Raw genomic sequence first — 13,608 nt, 5'->3', positions numbered from 1 at the left:
GGTCCAGAGGCCGACGGCTCCCGCGAGCACATGGTGCAGGTCACCTCGCCCGCCACCACGGCGTTGCCGGGACGCAAGAACTACCAGGGCTTCAGCGGTTTCTCGCTCGCGGTGGCCGACGACGAGAAGGTCGTCTTCTCCACCACGTTGACCGAGGTGACCTGGGACGACGCCCGGCTGACCACCGCCGACCCGGTGACCGTGGCAAGCAGCTCAGGCAGGAGGGCGGCGAGGTGGACCGGCTGAGCATCACGCAGTGCCCGAGCCACTCGGGTGACCGAGAGCGGCGCGATCTGCCTGATCTACGACCGGAAAACCGCGGCGTGAGGTCTCACCACCGTCGCGCGGCCGGCCCCCGACGGCCGCGCGAGTCCCAGCAGCCCTGGTGCCAGTGGCGGCGTTCCTCGACCGAACCGGTCTCCTCGGCCGGCCAGGCGACGACGTGCGGGACGCCGGGGCGGATCTCGTGGTCGCAGCCGGGGCAGCGGTAGGTCTTCTGCGCCTGCGCGCCCGAGATGGCCCGGACCAGCCACTCGCCGTCCGGACCAGACTCCACGCGTGCCCAGCCGACACCCCCGCCGAGCGGTCGGGGATCTTCGTTCTTGGGCGCGTTGCGACGGGGCACGGCCACACGGTAACCGCTCGTAGAATCGGGCCGTGCCGACCTACGAGTTCCGTTGCCGAACCTGCGACGACACCTTCGAGCTGCAGCGACCGATGAGCGAGTCGTCCGCTCCGGCGAACTGCCCCGACGGTCACGCCGACACGGTCAAGCTGCTGTCGATGGCCGGGATCAGCGGGACCCAGCAGCAACAGCCCGCTCAGGGCGGCGGTGGCTGCTGTGGTGGCGGGTGCTGCGGATCCTGAGCAGGTACAGCACGCTGGCGACCAGCAGCGCGGCCGCGAGGGGAATGTGCAGCGCCACGAGGTGGAAGACGCCGGCGAAGACCTGAGCGGTGATCAACGCCAGGAAGCCCGCCGCGTACCAGATCGGCCGCGCCGACCCGCCGCCCGGCCGCCACGTGAGCACGGCGACGACGAGGTGGACGACTGCCACGACCCACAACGCGTACGAGCCGGCGCTGTGGAAGACGTGACCGTCCGGGAGCGTCAGCCTCAGCCCCGCCGTGATCGACTGGACGAAGACGAGCACGGTCTGCAGGGCGACGGTGGTGTGCAGGAGTTTGACCATGACAGTCCGACGACGCAGCGGCCTGGAACGTGAGGCCGCCGAGATCACGAGCGAACGACGGCAGCTGCTGAACCTGGCCTACCGCCTGCTCGGGTCGCTGACCGACGCCGAGGACGTGCTGCAGGAGACCTCCGCGCGGTGGTACGCCCTGTCGCCGCAGCAGCGAGCCGCGATCGAGTCCCCCGGCGCCTGGCTGACCAGGGTGGCCGGCCGCATCTGCCTGGACGTGCTGGGTTCGGCACGGGTGCGGCGAGAGCGCTACGTGGGCGAGTGGCTCCCGGAACCGCTGCCGGACCAGGGCGCGGATCCAGCGGACCAGGTCACGCTCGACGAGTCGGTCACCATGGCGTTCCTGGTGGTGCTGGAGCAGCTGACCCCGGCGGAGCGGGTGAGCTTCGTGCTGCACGACGTCTTCCGCTACCCGTTCGCGGAGGTGGCGGCCGTCGTCGGCAGGAGCCCGGCGGCGTGCCGGCAGCTGGCGACGTCCGCGCGGCGGCGAATCCGTGCCGCCCAGCGCGACGAGACGCCGGCCGCGAGGCGCGCGGAGGTCGTGAAGGACTTCCAGCGCGCCTGGGAGGCGAAGGACATCAAGGCTCTCGTCGCCCTGCTGGACCCGGCGGCCGTCATGGTCGCCGACGGCGGCGGCCAGGTCAGCACGGTGCTCAGGCCGGTGGTGGGCGGCGAGCAGATCGCCCGCTACCTCGTCGGCATCGGCAGGCTGGCGCCGGAGCTCGCGGTTCTCGCCAGGACGGTCAGCAACCGGCCGGGCCTGGTCGCGACGCACGACGGCGTCACGGTGACCGTCGCCGCGTTCGAGGTGGTGGACGACCGGATCACCAGGATCTGGGCGGTGCGCAACCCGGAGAAGCTGGCTAGTTGGAGTGCTCGCGGTCGATCATGACCTCGGCCACCTTGCGGCCCTGGTCGCAGACCGTGCCGAACTTGCCGGACGAGTCGATGATGATGATTCCGAGACCACCGCCGTCGTAGGGCACGACGAGCACGCACGACGGTTCGACGTCCGGCTCGTTGGAACGGTCGAGGTAGGTGACCTTGTGACCCTTCACGTCCCAGTCGCCGGTGGTGCGCTCGATCGTGATCTGCCTGCCCTCGCGAAACCGCAGGGAGACGCCGACCTCGACCTTGTCGATCTTCGTGGTCCAGCGGCACGACTGGTCGAACGTCGAGTCGTAGTTGATCTGCGTCGGCGGCGTCTCGGCCTTCGCGCCGGGATAGGGCAGGTCGGTCCACTTGAGCTTCGCGCACACGCCCTGGACCTCACCGTCGATCGGCGCGACCGGCGGATCCTCCGAGGAGCTCGGCTCGGTCGAGGCCTGGTCCTTGTCGAACGGCGAGGTCGCGTCGAGCGGGGCCTGCGCGACGGGAGTGCCCTCGACCGTCTTGCCGGCACAGCCGGAAGCGAGCACGAGGACAGCCAACAGGAGCACCAGTCGCCGCATGACACCACCATGCCAGATGCGACATGGTGCTCCCGTTAGCGGCTCACGAGTAGTCGCGGAATCCCTTGCCGGTCTTGCGGCCGAGGCGGCCGGCCGTCACCAGGTGCTCCAGCAACGGGGCCGGTGCGAAACCGGGCTCGCGGAACTCCATGTAGAGCGTGCGCTGGATCGCCAGCGACACGTCCAGCCCCACGACGTCCAGCAGCGCGAACGGTCCCATCGGCAGACCGCAGCCGACCTTCATCGCGTTGTCGATGTCGTCGGCCTCGGCGTAGTGGGCCTCCAGCATCTTCACCGCGTCGTTGAGGTACGGGAAGAGCAGCGCGTTCACGATGAAGCCGGCCACGTCACCGCAGTGCACCGGGTGCTTGCCGAGGTCGAGGCAGATCCTGCGGGCCGTCGCCACCACGTCGGCGCCCGTGGAGATCGTCTCGACGATCTCCACCAGCTTCATGACCTGCGCCGGGTTGAAGAAGTGCAGGCCGACGACGTCCTCGGGCCTGCTCGTCGCCGCGGCGATCTCGATGACCGGCAACGAGGACGTGGTCGTCGCGAGCACCGCGCCGGGCTTGCACACCTCGTCGAGCGCCGCGAAGACCTCCTTCTTGATGCCGATCTCCTCGGCCACCGCCTCGACGATCAGGTCGCAGTCCGCCAGCTCCACGAACTCGACGGCGGGCGAGATCCGCTGCAGGACCGCGTCCCGGTCGGCCTCCGCGAGCTTGCCCTTGCTGACCGCGCGGTCGAGCGACTTGCGCACGGCCCCGATCGAGGCCTCGGCCTTCTCCAGGCTGCGCGCCCGCAGCACCACGTCGTACCCGCGCTTGGCGAACACCTCGGCGATGCCCGTGGCCATGGTGCCCGTGCCGATGACACCGACCCGTTGCACCTCGCGGGTCTGCTTGGCGGCGTCCACTTCGGACGGTGTCAGCGCGTCCTTGACGACGACCGGCGAGTCGGGCCCGTCGTAGGTGTAGAAGCCGCGCCCGGTCTTCCGGCCGAGGAGGTTCGCCGTGATCATCTGCTTGAGCAGCGGCGCCGGCGCGTGCAACCTGTTGCGCGACTGGTGGTACATCGTGTCGAGGATTTCGTACGCGGTGTCGAGACCGATGAGGTCCAACAGCGCCAACGGTCCCATCGGGTAACCGCAGCCGTACCGCATGGCGGCGTCCAGGTCCTCACGCGTCGCGTACTTGGACTCCAGCATCTTCACCGCGTGGTTGAGGTACGGGAAGAGCAGCGCGTTGGCGATGAAACCGGCCCTGTCCCCGATCACGACCGGCGACTTGCCCAGCCGTTCGGCGAACGCGACCACGTCGGTGATCACATCCGGCTCCGTGACCACCGTGCGCACGACCTCGACCAGCTTCAACACCTGCGTGGGGTTGAAGAAGTGCAGGCCGACGACCTTGCCGGGCCGCTTCGTGACCACCCCGATCTCGGTGATCGACAAGCTCGACGTGTTCGACGCGATGATCGCCTCGGGGTCGAGGATCTCGTCGAGCTCCTTGAAGATCCTGGTCTTCAGCTCGACGCTCTCCGGCACCGCCTCGATCACCAGGTCGCACCCCTTGAGGCTGCCCAGGTCGAGGCTCGTGGAGACCCGGCTCACGAGCTGGGCCTTCTCGTCCTCGGTGAGCTTCTCGCGCTTCACGGCCCGCGTCGTCGAGTGCTCCAGGTGCCCGAGCCCGCGCTCGACCCCCGCCGCGTCGACTTCCACCACCTTCACCGCAAGCCCGGTGCGCGCGAGTACCTCCACGATGCCCGCGCCCATGGTTCCGAAGCCGACGACTCCGACGGTGTTGATTTCGCGCGCCACTGCAGACCTCCCTGCGGGGTAAAGCGTGGGCTACCAAGGAGTAACTTGCGGGCGACTATGCCACTCCCAGCGCAGACGGGTGCCGTGAGCTTCGCCATCAGGATCGAAACAGTTATCGGTCCAGCAAACTCCTAGAACCGGCCTTCTGCCTGATGAACCCATGTGGGGCAACGCGAAGTTGAGCCGTCCGGGTAGCCGTCGAGTGCACCGGCAGGTCGGCGAGGTGATTCACGCTCAGCTGAGCGCCTCCCACGCCCCCGTCGGACCGCGAATTCCCCGGTGACCCACCGCGAGCTCAGTCGTCGAACCCCCTCTCCGCCAGCTCCTCGATCCGCCGGACCGCCTCCTCGGCGTCCTTCCCCGTCGCCACCACGGTGATCGCCCCGCCGCCCGGCGCGCTCAACCCCATCAACGCCAGCACGCTCGCCGCGTTCGCCTCCTCGTCGCCGTACCGGACGACCACGTCCGCATCCAGCTCCGCAACCGTGCGCGCCAGCAACGCCGCCGGGCGGGCGTGCAGGCCCACGTCGTTGGTCAGCAACACCTCCGCGGACACCGCATCCGGCACGAGGTGCAGCGAAGGCCGCGAAGGCACCGCCGCCGGACTCTCGCCAGAAGCGCCCTCCGCCGCGGCCGCGACGTCGGCGAGAGACGCACCTCCTTGTGCCGCAACGGCTGCTGCCACCGCACCTTCCACCAGCGGCCCGTCGACCACGGCGTAGCGCGACGGCTCGTCCGCGGACTCCACGGCCATCTCGGCGGTCATCTTGGCGCTGCCGAGGTCGTAGAGGACGACCACGCCCGCCCCGGAGTCCGCGTCCGCCAGAGCCTCGACCACCGAGCCGTAGTCGGTGCCAAGACCGCCCTCCTCCGTGCCGCCGACGGGCAGCACGGCGACGTCGGGCGCCATCTGCCCGGCGAGCTCGGCGACACCGTTGGCGAGCATGTCGCTGTGCGAGACGATGACCAGCCCGACCCGGCCGGTGTCCGACGCCGCCGTCATACCGCCACTCCTGCTCTGCCTCGCCGAACGTTCTGTTTCACTGGTGCGGCAGCGCTTCCGGATCGGGACGGCTCAACGCGCTCAGGCCGCACAGCAGCACTCCCAGGTCGAGGCGGCCCGACACATTCAGACCGCACCCCATCCCACCGAACGCCCAGCCCCGCCGCACATTCAGGCCGACCCGGCTCGACGCGCTCAGGCCGCACCCCACCCCGCCGAACACCCCGCGCCGCCGCAGCAGTGCTTCCGGATCGAGGCGGCCCGAGGCGCCCAGGCCGCACCCCACCTCGCCGAACGTTCTGGTTCGCTGGTGCGGCAGCGCTTGTGGATCGGGACGGCTCGACGCGCTCGGGCTGCACTCCATCCCTCCGAACGCCCCGCCCCACCACAGCACCACTTCCAGGCCGAGGCGGCCCGACGCGCTCAAGCACCATCGTCACGCCACACCACCACATCCCACACCGACACCGCCGGACCGGGCCCGCCCGGACAACGCCGTCACGCCTTGGCCGCCGCATCAGCGAAGGCCCGCAGCAGCAGGGCCGTCGACCGCGCGCCGGGGTCCAGGTGGCCGGCGCTGCGCTCGCCCAGGTACGACGCCCGTCCCTTGCGCGCCACCATCGGGATCGTCGACTCCGCGCCCTCGGCCGCCGCGTCTGCCGCCGCCGACAGGGTCGCCGCCACCGAGCCGTTCGCCGAGCCGTTCACGGAGGCGGCCGCGGTCACGGCCGGGGTGAGGGCGTCCACCATCGTCTTGTCGCCCACCACGGCCTTGCCGCGCGCCACCACGCCGTCCAGCGCGGCCTGCAGGGCGCGGGCCACGGCCTCGCCGTCGAGTTCCGGCTCGTCGCCCACGGCGGCCGACGCGCGCAGGAAAGCGGTGCCGTACAAGGGGCCCGCCGCGCCGCCCACGGTCGAGATCAGCGTGGTGGCCACCAGCTTCAGGACCTTGCCGGGAGACGAGGGCTCCTCGGTGTCCAAACGGGACAGCAGGGCGGTGAAGCCGCGCTTCATGTTCTCGCCGTGGTCGGCGTCGCCGATCGCCTGGTCCAGGCGCACCAGTTCGTCGCGGTGTTCCTGCACCACCGCGGCCGCGGCTCGCAGGGCCGCCACCACCTCCGCCGCCGTGCACCCCACGTCAGACTCCCCACCGCAGTGCGGGCGTGTGCACCGGCGCGTCCCACAACGAGATCATCTCGTCGTCCAGCTTCAGCAGCGTGAGGCTCATGCCCTGCATCTCCAGGCTGGTGATGTACGGGCCGACGAGTCTGCGTTCCACGGTGATCCCCCGGTCGGCCAGCAGCTGTTCGGCGATGCCGTGCGCCAAGTACAGCTCGATCAGCGGAGTTCCGCCCATCGAGTTCGTGAACAGCAGCACGCGGTCGCCCGAGGTGAACGGCAGGTCGTCCAGGATCGGGGTCAGCAACGCCGACACCATGTCGGAGGCGGAGCCGGCGGGCACCCGCGCCCGGCCCGGTTCGCCGTGGATGCCGATGCCGATCTCCATCTCGTCGTCGGCGAGCTCGAACGACGGCGAGCCCACGTGCGGGACCGTGCACGCGGTCAGCGCCAGGCCCATCGACCGGACCGACGCGATCACCCGCTCGGCCAGCGCGACGCACGCCTCCAGCGAGTCGCCGCGCTCCGCCGCCGCGCCGACGATCTTCTCCAGCAGGACCGTGCCGCCGACGCCGCGCCGGCCCGCCGTGTACAGCGAGTCCTTCACCGCCACGTCGTCGTCGATCACGACGCTGCGCACCTCGGACTCCGCCATCTCGCCCGCGGTCTCGAAGTTCAGCACGTCGCCGGTGTAGTTCTTCACGATCAGCAACGCCCCCGCGCCACCGTCGCACCGGGACACCGCGTCGAGCACCTGGTCCGGGGTCGGCGAGGTGAAGACCGCGCCGGGACAGGCAGCGTCGAGCATGCCGCGCCCGACGAACCCGCCGTGCAGCGGTTCGTGGCCGGAACCGCCGCCCGAGATGATCGCGACCTTGCCCTGCACCGGCGCGTCCGCGCGCACCACGACCGCGGGGTCGTAGTGCACGGACAGCAGATCGGGATGGGCGGCCTGCATTCCCCGCAGCGCGTCCCGCACCACGGTCTCCGGATCATTGATGATCTTCTTCATCGAACAGCCCTCCCGATCGGCGGTGACCGTGTTCCTTCTTACTCCGGGGGTCTGACACTCGGAACGGGCAAACGTCCCGGGTACCGTTAGGCTGCCCTAAGAAATGCAGGTCAAAGTCACTGCGAGTAGTGGAGGAACCACGTCGTGTCGAAGAGAGCAGCTCTGCTCGTCGCGGTCGCACTGACCCTGACCGCGTGCACCCAGAGCACGCCCGACAAGCCCGCCGTCGCCCAGGGCGGCGCGGACTTCGGCAAGGCGGGCGAGCTGAGCAACGGCTTCGGCACCACCGCGAAACCCGGCGAGTTCCCGCGCACGATCAAGCACGCGATGGGCGAGACCAAGCTGGAGAAGAAGCCCGAACGGGTGATCGTGCTGGACACCGGAGAGCTGGACAACGTTGTCGCGCTCGGCATCAAGCCGGTCGGCATCGCCTACACCGACGGTTCCCCGACCATGCCGTCCTACATCGGCGACAAGGCGGGCACGCCGGAGAACGTCGGCACGATCAACAACCTCAACCTCGAGGCCATCACCAAGCTCGAACCCGACCTGATCCTCGGCTCGAAGCTGCGCGCGGAAGCCCTCTACCCCAAGCTCTCCGCCATCGCGCCGACCGTCTTCTCCGTGCGCCCCGGCTACGTTTGGAAGGAGAACTTCCTCCTCAACGCCGCCGCGCTCGACCGCCAGGCCGACGCCGCGAAGATGCTCGAGGACTACACGAACAAGGCCACCGAGACCGGCACCGCGATCGAGCAGAAGCTCGGCGTGCGCCCGACCGTGACGGCGCTGCGGTTCATGCCGGGCAAGATCCGCCTGTACGCCAAGAAGTCGTTCATCGGCACGGTCCTGGTCGACGCCAAGATCCCGCAGCCGACGCCGTCCCAGGTCGACGACCTGGCCGCCGAGGTGAGCGCGGAGGAGATCGGCAAGGCCGACGCGGACTTCGTCGTCTACTCGACCTACGGCGACCCGGCCAAGACCGCGCAGCCCTCGGTCCTGGGCGGTCCACTGTGGAGCGGCCTGAACGCCGTCAAGTCGGGCAAGGCCAAGCCGGTCGCCGACGAGACCTACTTCCTCGGCCTCGGCGTGCTCGCCGCGAACGTGGTGCTGGACGACCTCAGGACGCAGCTCGGCGCCTGAGCGCCCGCTCGCGCGGATGCTCTGCTACCGGCCGAAGAGCATCCGCGCGAGCCGCAGCATCTGCTTGCCCGCCAACGACGACCGGTCGAACGTCGCCATGTCGAGCACCGCCTTGAACCGCTGCTTCGTCACGGCCTTCGGGTAGGCGAACTCGCGCAGCCCGTCCTCGCCGTGGATGCGCCCGAACCCGGAGTCGCCCACCCCGCCGAACGGCAGCCCGGGGATCGCCGCGTAGGTCAGCACCGAGTTGACCGACACCATGCCGACCCGCAGCTCGCGCGCCAGCTCCTCGCCGCGCGACTTCGAGAACACCGCGGCGCCCAGCCCGTACTTCGACCGGTTCGCGAGCCGCACGCCCTCCAGCGCGTTGGGCACCCGGTTGATCACCACGGTCGGCCCGAACGTCTCCTCGGTGATCGCGAGCGAGTCCTCCGGCACGTCCGTCAGCACGACCGGCTCGACGTACGGCGGCCTGATCGACTCGGGCCCGCCCACCAGCGCCTTGCCGCCGCGGTCCAGCGCGTCCTGCACGTGCTCGCGGATGATCTCCACCTGCGACGGCATCGTGATCGGCCCGAGGTTCGCGCTCGGCTCGCCACCGGGCTTGAGCTTGCGCGCCCGCTTCACCGCGATCTCGATGAACTCGTCGGCCACGTCCTCGGCCACGTACACGCGCTCGACGCCCGCGCACGTCTGGCCGGCGTTGGACACCGCACCCCACATCGCGGCCTCGGCGGCGGCCGCCAGGTCCGCGTCGGAGTCGACGATCAACGCGTCCTTGCCGCCGCACTCGACGAGCACCGGCGTCAACGTCTGAGCGCACGCGGCCATGACCTTCTTGCCGGTCCTCGTGGAACCCGTGAAGGCGACCTTGTCGACACCGGAGGCGCACAACGCCGCGCCCGTCTCGCCGAAACCGGTGACGACCTGGAACACCGGGTACTCGGGCACGGCCTCGGAGAACGTCGACGCGAGGAACGTGCCGACACCCGGCGTGAACTCGGAAGGCTTGAACACCACGGCGTTGCCCGCCGCGAGCGCGTAGGAGATCGAACCCATCGGCGTGTGCGCGGGGTAGTTCCACGGCCCGATGACGCCGATGACGCCCAACGGCCGGTACTCGACGGTCGCGCTGTGGTTGAACATCAGCATGCCGGAGGAGACACGGCGCTTGCCCAGCACACGGCCCGCATGCCGCGCGGCCCAGTGCAGGTGGTCCATCACCAGCGCGATCTCGACGCGGGAGTCGTCGGCCGGCTTGCCGGTCTCCGCGCTGATCAGCGAGACGAACTCGTCGGCGCGTTTCGACAGGACTCTGCGCCACGCGTCGAGCTTGGTCTTGCGCCCCTCGAAACCGAGGCCCGCCCACCACGCGGAGGCCTCGCGCGCCGAGGACACCGCTTCCTCGACCTCGGCGGCCGTGTGGATCGGGTGGTGCGCGACGACTTCGCCCGTGCGCGGGTCCAGTGAAGCGAACCGCCGCTGCTCGCCATCGGCCGACAGCGCGCTGTCCGAAGCGGTCTGCGTCATTGGGCCCTCCCGGGTACTCGCCAGTAACCTCGACACTAACGCGTACTTGAAGAACTTTCAGCCCCCGCCTGGCCCCGTCAGGCGCTGGGCAGGCCCGGAAGCACCGCCTTGGCGAACGCCTGCGCCGCCTGGCAGCGGTCCAGGGTCTTCTCCTTCGACGCTCCGACGGAGAAGTCCGCGATCTCACCCGCGTCGCTGGAGTCCTTCGTGCGGACCACGATCAGATCACACGTCGGGAAGGGACCGTCCTTGAGCACCTGGTAACCCTTCACCCCGCCGAGATCGACCTCGGCCGAGTCGCGGTCGAACTTGCCGTCCTTGGGGATGCGCGCCGTCCGGAACTCGAGCTGCATCTGCGCGCTCTGCCCGCTCCACGAGCACTGGTGCAGCCCGAACGGCAGCGACCGCGGCGAGGCACCGAGCACCGGCGCGAGCGTGGCCCTGTCGACGACCGCGCACGGGTCGACCTCGACCGGCGACCCCTTGGGCGGCGTGTACCTCTGCGGGTTGCCCCTGGCCTTGCGGACCGCTCCTTCGAGCACCTTGCGCCCCGGCTCGCACGGATCGGCCGCCTGGTCGCCGGTGCCCGTGCTCGACTGGATCCGCACCGCCTGCGCCGGGTTCTCCTGCGTCACCGCGCTGAGGAAGCACGACGAGCCCAGCTTCTGCTCGCTGCTCTTGAGCCCGGCGAGCTGCTTCGTCGCGTTCTTCAGCTCCGTGGACGTCAACGAGTAGCCGAGGTCCAACGTGATGTTGAGGGTCTTGCCCGCCTTGTCCTTCATGTAGTTCGAGCAGCGCGTGTAGTTGCTGCTCGTGTACTTCGACGGCGTGCCGACCGTCTGCAGCACTTCCTTCTCGATCAGCGCGCACGGGTTGACCAGCCGCAACCGTTCCGCCGCGAACGCCGGGTCGACCGGCTTGTTCGGCTGCGCGGTCGGCTTGGACGACGGGTCGGTCGAGCTCGCTTCGGCGCCCGCGTGCACGGTGCGGCGCGGGGAGTGCGTCTTGGCGAGACCGGGACCGGTCGTGCAGCCGGCCATCAGCAGAGCAGCGGCGGCGACCACGGCCGTGGCACGAAAACGGGGCACGACGTGCACGGTAGCGACCTTCGCGGCCGCTCGTGGGCGGTACCCCGTGATCCAGGCGTGGCCGGAGTCACGGAGCGCTTCGGGAACGATTCAGAAGATCAACGCGCTGTACCAGGTGAAGACCCCGATAGAAGGAGAGACGTGTACAACCGCATTCGCCGCGCATTCAACTGGCTCGACGCGTGGACGATCGAGGCCTTCAACCCTGTTTACCCAGGTCGTCCGCAGTCGTGACCTTCTTCGCGAACTGAGGCCGCAACGTCGCCCAGGCGGCGAACGCCGCCGACAGCACCACCATGGCGATGCCGGCCCACAGGTTGATGTTGACCCCTTCGGCCTTCTTCAGGTCGTCGTCGGACGTGAAACCGAGACCGACGACGACGAGTACAACGCCGTACAGGCCGAAGAGGAAAGCGATGATCAGTCGCAGGTCGAACAACCTCATGACGGCCTCCCTCAGCCGAAGATGATGTAGAGAACGGTCGTCAGCGCCAGCACTCCGCCACCGAGCAGGGCGGGCGAGCGGTACCAGCCCGCGTCCTCGCCGGTGGTGGAGTGCGAGCGGTCCTCCTTGGGCGTCAGGCTGTAGACCAGGCCGACCAGCTCGTTGTCCGGCTTCGGCCGCGTGACGAGGCTGACCGCGACGCTCACGACGACGTCCACCACGAACGCGAGACCCGCGCCCAGGAAGCTCGCACCCTGACCGGGCAGCTCCAGCCACTTGATGCCGAACGACGGCTCCGAGATCGCGTAGATGAACATCGCGGTGAACGTGCCCGCGAGCAGACCCACCCAACCGGCGGTGGGGGTCATCCGCTTCCAGAACATGCCGACGATGAACGTCGCGAACAGCGGCGCGTTGAAGAACGAGAACAACGCCTGGATGTAATCCATGATGTTGGACCCGCCGAGCGCCGCCGCGATGAACGCCGTGCCGATCGCGAGCACGCACGCGCCGACCGTGGCCAACCGTCCGACGCGCAGGTAGTACTCGTCGGGCCGGTCCTTCTTGATGTAGTCCTGCCACAGGTCGTAGGTGAAGACGGTGTTGAACGAGCTGACGTTCGCCGCCACACCGGCCATGAAGCTCGCCAGCAGACCCGTGATCGCGACGCCGAGGATGCCGTTGGGCAGCAGGTCGCGCATGAGCAACGGCAGCACGTTGTTGTAGGCCACGCCACTGCTCGTGTCGCCGGACTTGAGCTGCGCCATCTCCGGCACGATCACCGCGGCGATGATGCCGGGAATGATGATGATCCCCGGGATGAGCGCCTTCGGGTACGCACCGATGATCGGCGTGCGCTTGGCCGCCGACATCGACTTGGCGCTCATCGCGCGCTGCACCTCGGCGAAGTTCGTCGTCCAGTAACCGAACGACAGCACGAAACCGAGACCGAACACCAGCCCGATGACACTCCACACCGGGTTGTCGATGCCGGTGAGCCCGGTCGCGGGCCAGGCGCTCAGCTGCTCCTGATCCGTCACCTTCTGCACGAGACCCTGCCAGCCGCCGACCTTGATCAGGCCGATGATCGTGATCGGCGCCAGCGCGGCCACGATCACGAAGAACTGCAGCACCTCGTTGTAGATGGCCGCACTCAGGCCGCCCAGCGTCGTGTACGCGAGCACCACCAGCGCCGCGACCACGATGGACACCGGCAGCGGCCACCCGAGCAGCGCGTCGATGATCACCGCGAGCGCGAACAGGTTGATGCCCGCGATCAGGATCTGCGCGACCGCGAAGCTGATGGCGTTGACGAGGTGGGCCGGCTTGCCGAACCGCCGGCGCATGAACTCGGGAACGCTGCGCACCTTCGAGCCGTAGTAGAACGGCATCATCACCAGACCGAGGAACACCATCGCCGGGATGGCACCGATCCAGTAGTAGTGCACGGTCGCCATGCCGTACTGCGCACCGTTGGCCGTCATGCCCATCAGTTCGAGCGCACCGAGGTTCGCCGAGATGAACGCGAGACCGGTGACCCACGCCGGCAACGACCGCCCGGACAGCAGGAAGTCGAGGCTGGAGGAGACGGATCGTCTTGCCATCACGCCGATGCCCAGCACCACCGCGAAGTAGATGACGAGCAACGCGTAGTCGATCGGTCCCGCGTCAAGCCGCAGGTCCGCCCCGGCCAACACCGACACCGCCCACCTCCCAGACTTCCACAAAGTCCAACATCAACGACCAGGAGGGAACGTTACTCCAGGTGCGCCGGTTACTACCCCGTGCAGCTGATCACCA

The 13,608-nt window shown here is 69.2% G+C and carries 16 protein-coding genes; 4 read left to right on the top strand and 12 right to left on the bottom strand.

Going from position 1 to position 13,608, the window contains the following annotated elements; all coding sequences use genetic code 11:
• The first annotated feature begins 30 nt into the window (after positions 1-30).
• Positions 31-246 (top strand): hypothetical protein, encoded by a 216-nt coding sequence (locus ACWEIJ_RS10930; protein ID WP_449836968.1) that lies wholly within the window; start codon positions 31-33, stop codon positions 244-246.
• Between the two features lie 85 nt (positions 247-331).
• Here the strand turns inward: ACWEIJ_RS10930 and ACWEIJ_RS10925 are convergent, their stop codons facing one another.
• A complete protein-coding gene (locus ACWEIJ_RS10925; protein WP_449836967.1) occupies positions 332-625 on the bottom strand; it encodes a hypothetical protein in 294 nt (97 codons plus the stop codon).
• Between the two features lie 32 nt (positions 626-657).
• Between ACWEIJ_RS10925 and ACWEIJ_RS10920 the strand changes: the two genes are divergently transcribed.
• Entirely contained in the window at positions 658-867 is a 210-nt protein-coding gene (locus tag ACWEIJ_RS10920) for an FmdB family zinc ribbon protein (RefSeq protein WP_449836966.1), read from the top strand.
• Here the strand turns inward: ACWEIJ_RS10920 and ACWEIJ_RS10915 are convergent.
• Entirely contained in the window at positions 794-1,192 is a 399-nt protein-coding gene (locus tag ACWEIJ_RS10915) for a hypothetical protein (protein ID WP_449836965.1), read from the bottom strand. The genes ACWEIJ_RS10920 and ACWEIJ_RS10915 overlap by 74 nt on opposite strands.
• Here ACWEIJ_RS10915 and sigJ point away from each other — a divergent pair.
• Positions 1,191-2,093: an RNA polymerase sigma factor SigJ gene (sigJ, locus tag ACWEIJ_RS10910; RefSeq protein ID WP_449836964.1), complete on the top strand. Its 903-nt coding sequence runs from the start codon at positions 1,191-1,193 to the stop codon at positions 2,091-2,093. The genes ACWEIJ_RS10915 and sigJ overlap by 2 nt on opposite strands.
• On the opposite strand, the gene ACWEIJ_RS10905 is transcribed toward sigJ, so the two are convergent.
• The 6 genes from ACWEIJ_RS10905 to dhaK form a co-directional block, all read right to left on the bottom strand.
• Positions 2,065-2,652, bottom strand: coding sequence for a DUF3558 family protein (locus ACWEIJ_RS10905; protein WP_449836963.1), 588 nt, complete (start codon positions 2,650-2,652; stop codon positions 2,065-2,067). The genes sigJ and ACWEIJ_RS10905 overlap by 29 nt on opposite strands.
• Before the next feature lie 43 nt (positions 2,653-2,695).
• Entirely contained in the window at positions 2,696-4,471 is a 1,776-nt protein-coding gene (locus ACWEIJ_RS10900) for a 3-hydroxyacyl-CoA dehydrogenase family protein (RefSeq protein ID WP_449836962.1), read from the bottom strand.
• Positions 4,472-4,766: 295 nt separating this feature from the next.
• Complete coding sequence (gene dhaM / locus ACWEIJ_RS10895; protein ID WP_449836961.1) at positions 4,767-5,474, bottom strand: dihydroxyacetone kinase phosphoryl donor subunit DhaM; 708 nt, start codon at positions 5,472-5,474, stop codon at positions 4,767-4,769.
• A 37-nt stretch (positions 5,475-5,511) separates the two neighbouring features.
• Positions 5,512-5,901 carry a hypothetical protein gene (locus tag ACWEIJ_RS10890; protein WP_449836960.1) on the bottom strand — a complete coding sequence of 130 codons (390 nt, stop codon included), beginning with the start codon at positions 5,899-5,901 and terminating at the stop codon, positions 5,512-5,514.
• Between the two features lie 71 nt (positions 5,902-5,972).
• A complete protein-coding gene (gene dhaL / locus ACWEIJ_RS10885; RefSeq protein WP_449836959.1) occupies positions 5,973-6,611 on the bottom strand; it encodes a dihydroxyacetone kinase subunit DhaL in 639 nt (212 codons plus the stop codon).
• Position 6,612: 1 nt separating this feature from the next.
• Positions 6,613-7,605: a dihydroxyacetone kinase subunit DhaK gene (gene dhaK, locus ACWEIJ_RS10880; RefSeq protein WP_449836958.1), complete on the bottom strand. Its 993-nt coding sequence runs from the start codon at positions 7,603-7,605 to the stop codon at positions 6,613-6,615.
• Between the two features lie 144 nt (positions 7,606-7,749).
• Here dhaK and ACWEIJ_RS10875 point away from each other — a divergent pair, with 144 nt between their 5' ends.
• Positions 7,750-8,745 (top strand): ABC transporter substrate-binding protein, encoded by a 996-nt coding sequence (locus tag ACWEIJ_RS10875; protein WP_449836957.1) that lies wholly within the window; start codon positions 7,750-7,752, stop codon positions 8,743-8,745.
• 24 nt (positions 8,746-8,769) lie between these two features.
• Here ACWEIJ_RS10875 and ACWEIJ_RS10870 read toward each other — a convergent pair whose 3' ends face one another.
• From ACWEIJ_RS10870 to ACWEIJ_RS10855, 4 genes are all read right to left on the bottom strand, one after another.
• Positions 8,770-10,275 (bottom strand): aldehyde dehydrogenase family protein, encoded by a 1,506-nt coding sequence (locus ACWEIJ_RS10870; protein ID WP_449836956.1) that lies wholly within the window; start codon positions 10,273-10,275, stop codon positions 8,770-8,772.
• A 77-nt stretch (positions 10,276-10,352) separates the two neighbouring features.
• The gene (locus ACWEIJ_RS10865) at positions 10,353-11,363 is read right to left on the bottom strand and encodes a hypothetical protein (protein ID WP_449836955.1); all 1,011 of its coding nucleotides are present in this window, start codon (positions 11,361-11,363) and stop codon (positions 10,353-10,355) included.
• 199 nt (positions 11,364-11,562) lie between these two features.
• Complete coding sequence (locus ACWEIJ_RS10860; RefSeq protein ID WP_449836954.1) at positions 11,563-11,808, bottom strand: hypothetical protein; 246 nt, start codon at positions 11,806-11,808, stop codon at positions 11,563-11,565.
• A gap of 11 nt (positions 11,809-11,819) precedes the next feature.
• Complete coding sequence (locus tag ACWEIJ_RS10855) at positions 11,820-13,511, bottom strand: sodium:solute symporter family protein (RefSeq protein ID WP_449836953.1); 1,692 nt, start codon at positions 13,509-13,511, stop codon at positions 11,820-11,822.
• Positions 13,512-13,608: the final 97 nt, after the last annotated feature.

It is taken from the genome of Lentzea sp. NPDC004789 (genome assembly GCF_053601075.1).
The sequence above is the reverse complement of the archived record's forward strand: the minus strand, read 5'-3'. Positions and strand labels throughout refer to the sequence as shown.

Excerpts from the sequence above, each read along its gene's own strand:
- ACWEIJ_RS10930 (WP_449836968.1), top strand. The coding sequence starts at position 31 with ATGGTGCAGGTCACCTCGCCCGCCACCACGGCGTTGCCGGGACGCAAG.
- sigJ (WP_449836964.1), top strand. The coding sequence starts at position 1,191 with ATGACAGTCCGACGACGCAGCGGCCTGGAACGTGAGGCCGCCGAGATC.
- ACWEIJ_RS10915 (WP_449836965.1), bottom strand. The coding sequence starts at position 1,192 with ATGGTCAAACTCCTGCACACCACCGTCGCCCTGCAGACCGTGCTCGTC.
- ACWEIJ_RS10905 (WP_449836963.1), bottom strand. The coding sequence starts at position 2,652 with ATGCGGCGACTGGTGCTCCTGTTGGCTGTCCTCGTGCTCGCTTCCGGC.
- dhaM (WP_449836961.1), bottom strand. The coding sequence starts at position 5,474 with ATGACGGCGGCGTCGGACACCGGCCGGGTCGGGCTGGTCATCGTCTCG.
- dhaK (WP_449836958.1), bottom strand. The coding sequence starts at position 7,605 with ATGAAGAAGATCATCAATGATCCGGAGACCGTGGTGCGGGACGCGCTG.
- ACWEIJ_RS10870 (WP_449836956.1), bottom strand. The coding sequence starts at position 10,275 with ATGACGCAGACCGCTTCGGACAGCGCGCTGTCGGCCGATGGCGAGCAG.
- ACWEIJ_RS10860 (WP_449836954.1), bottom strand. The coding sequence starts at position 11,808 with ATGAGGTTGTTCGACCTGCGACTGATCATCGCTTTCCTCTTCGGCCTG.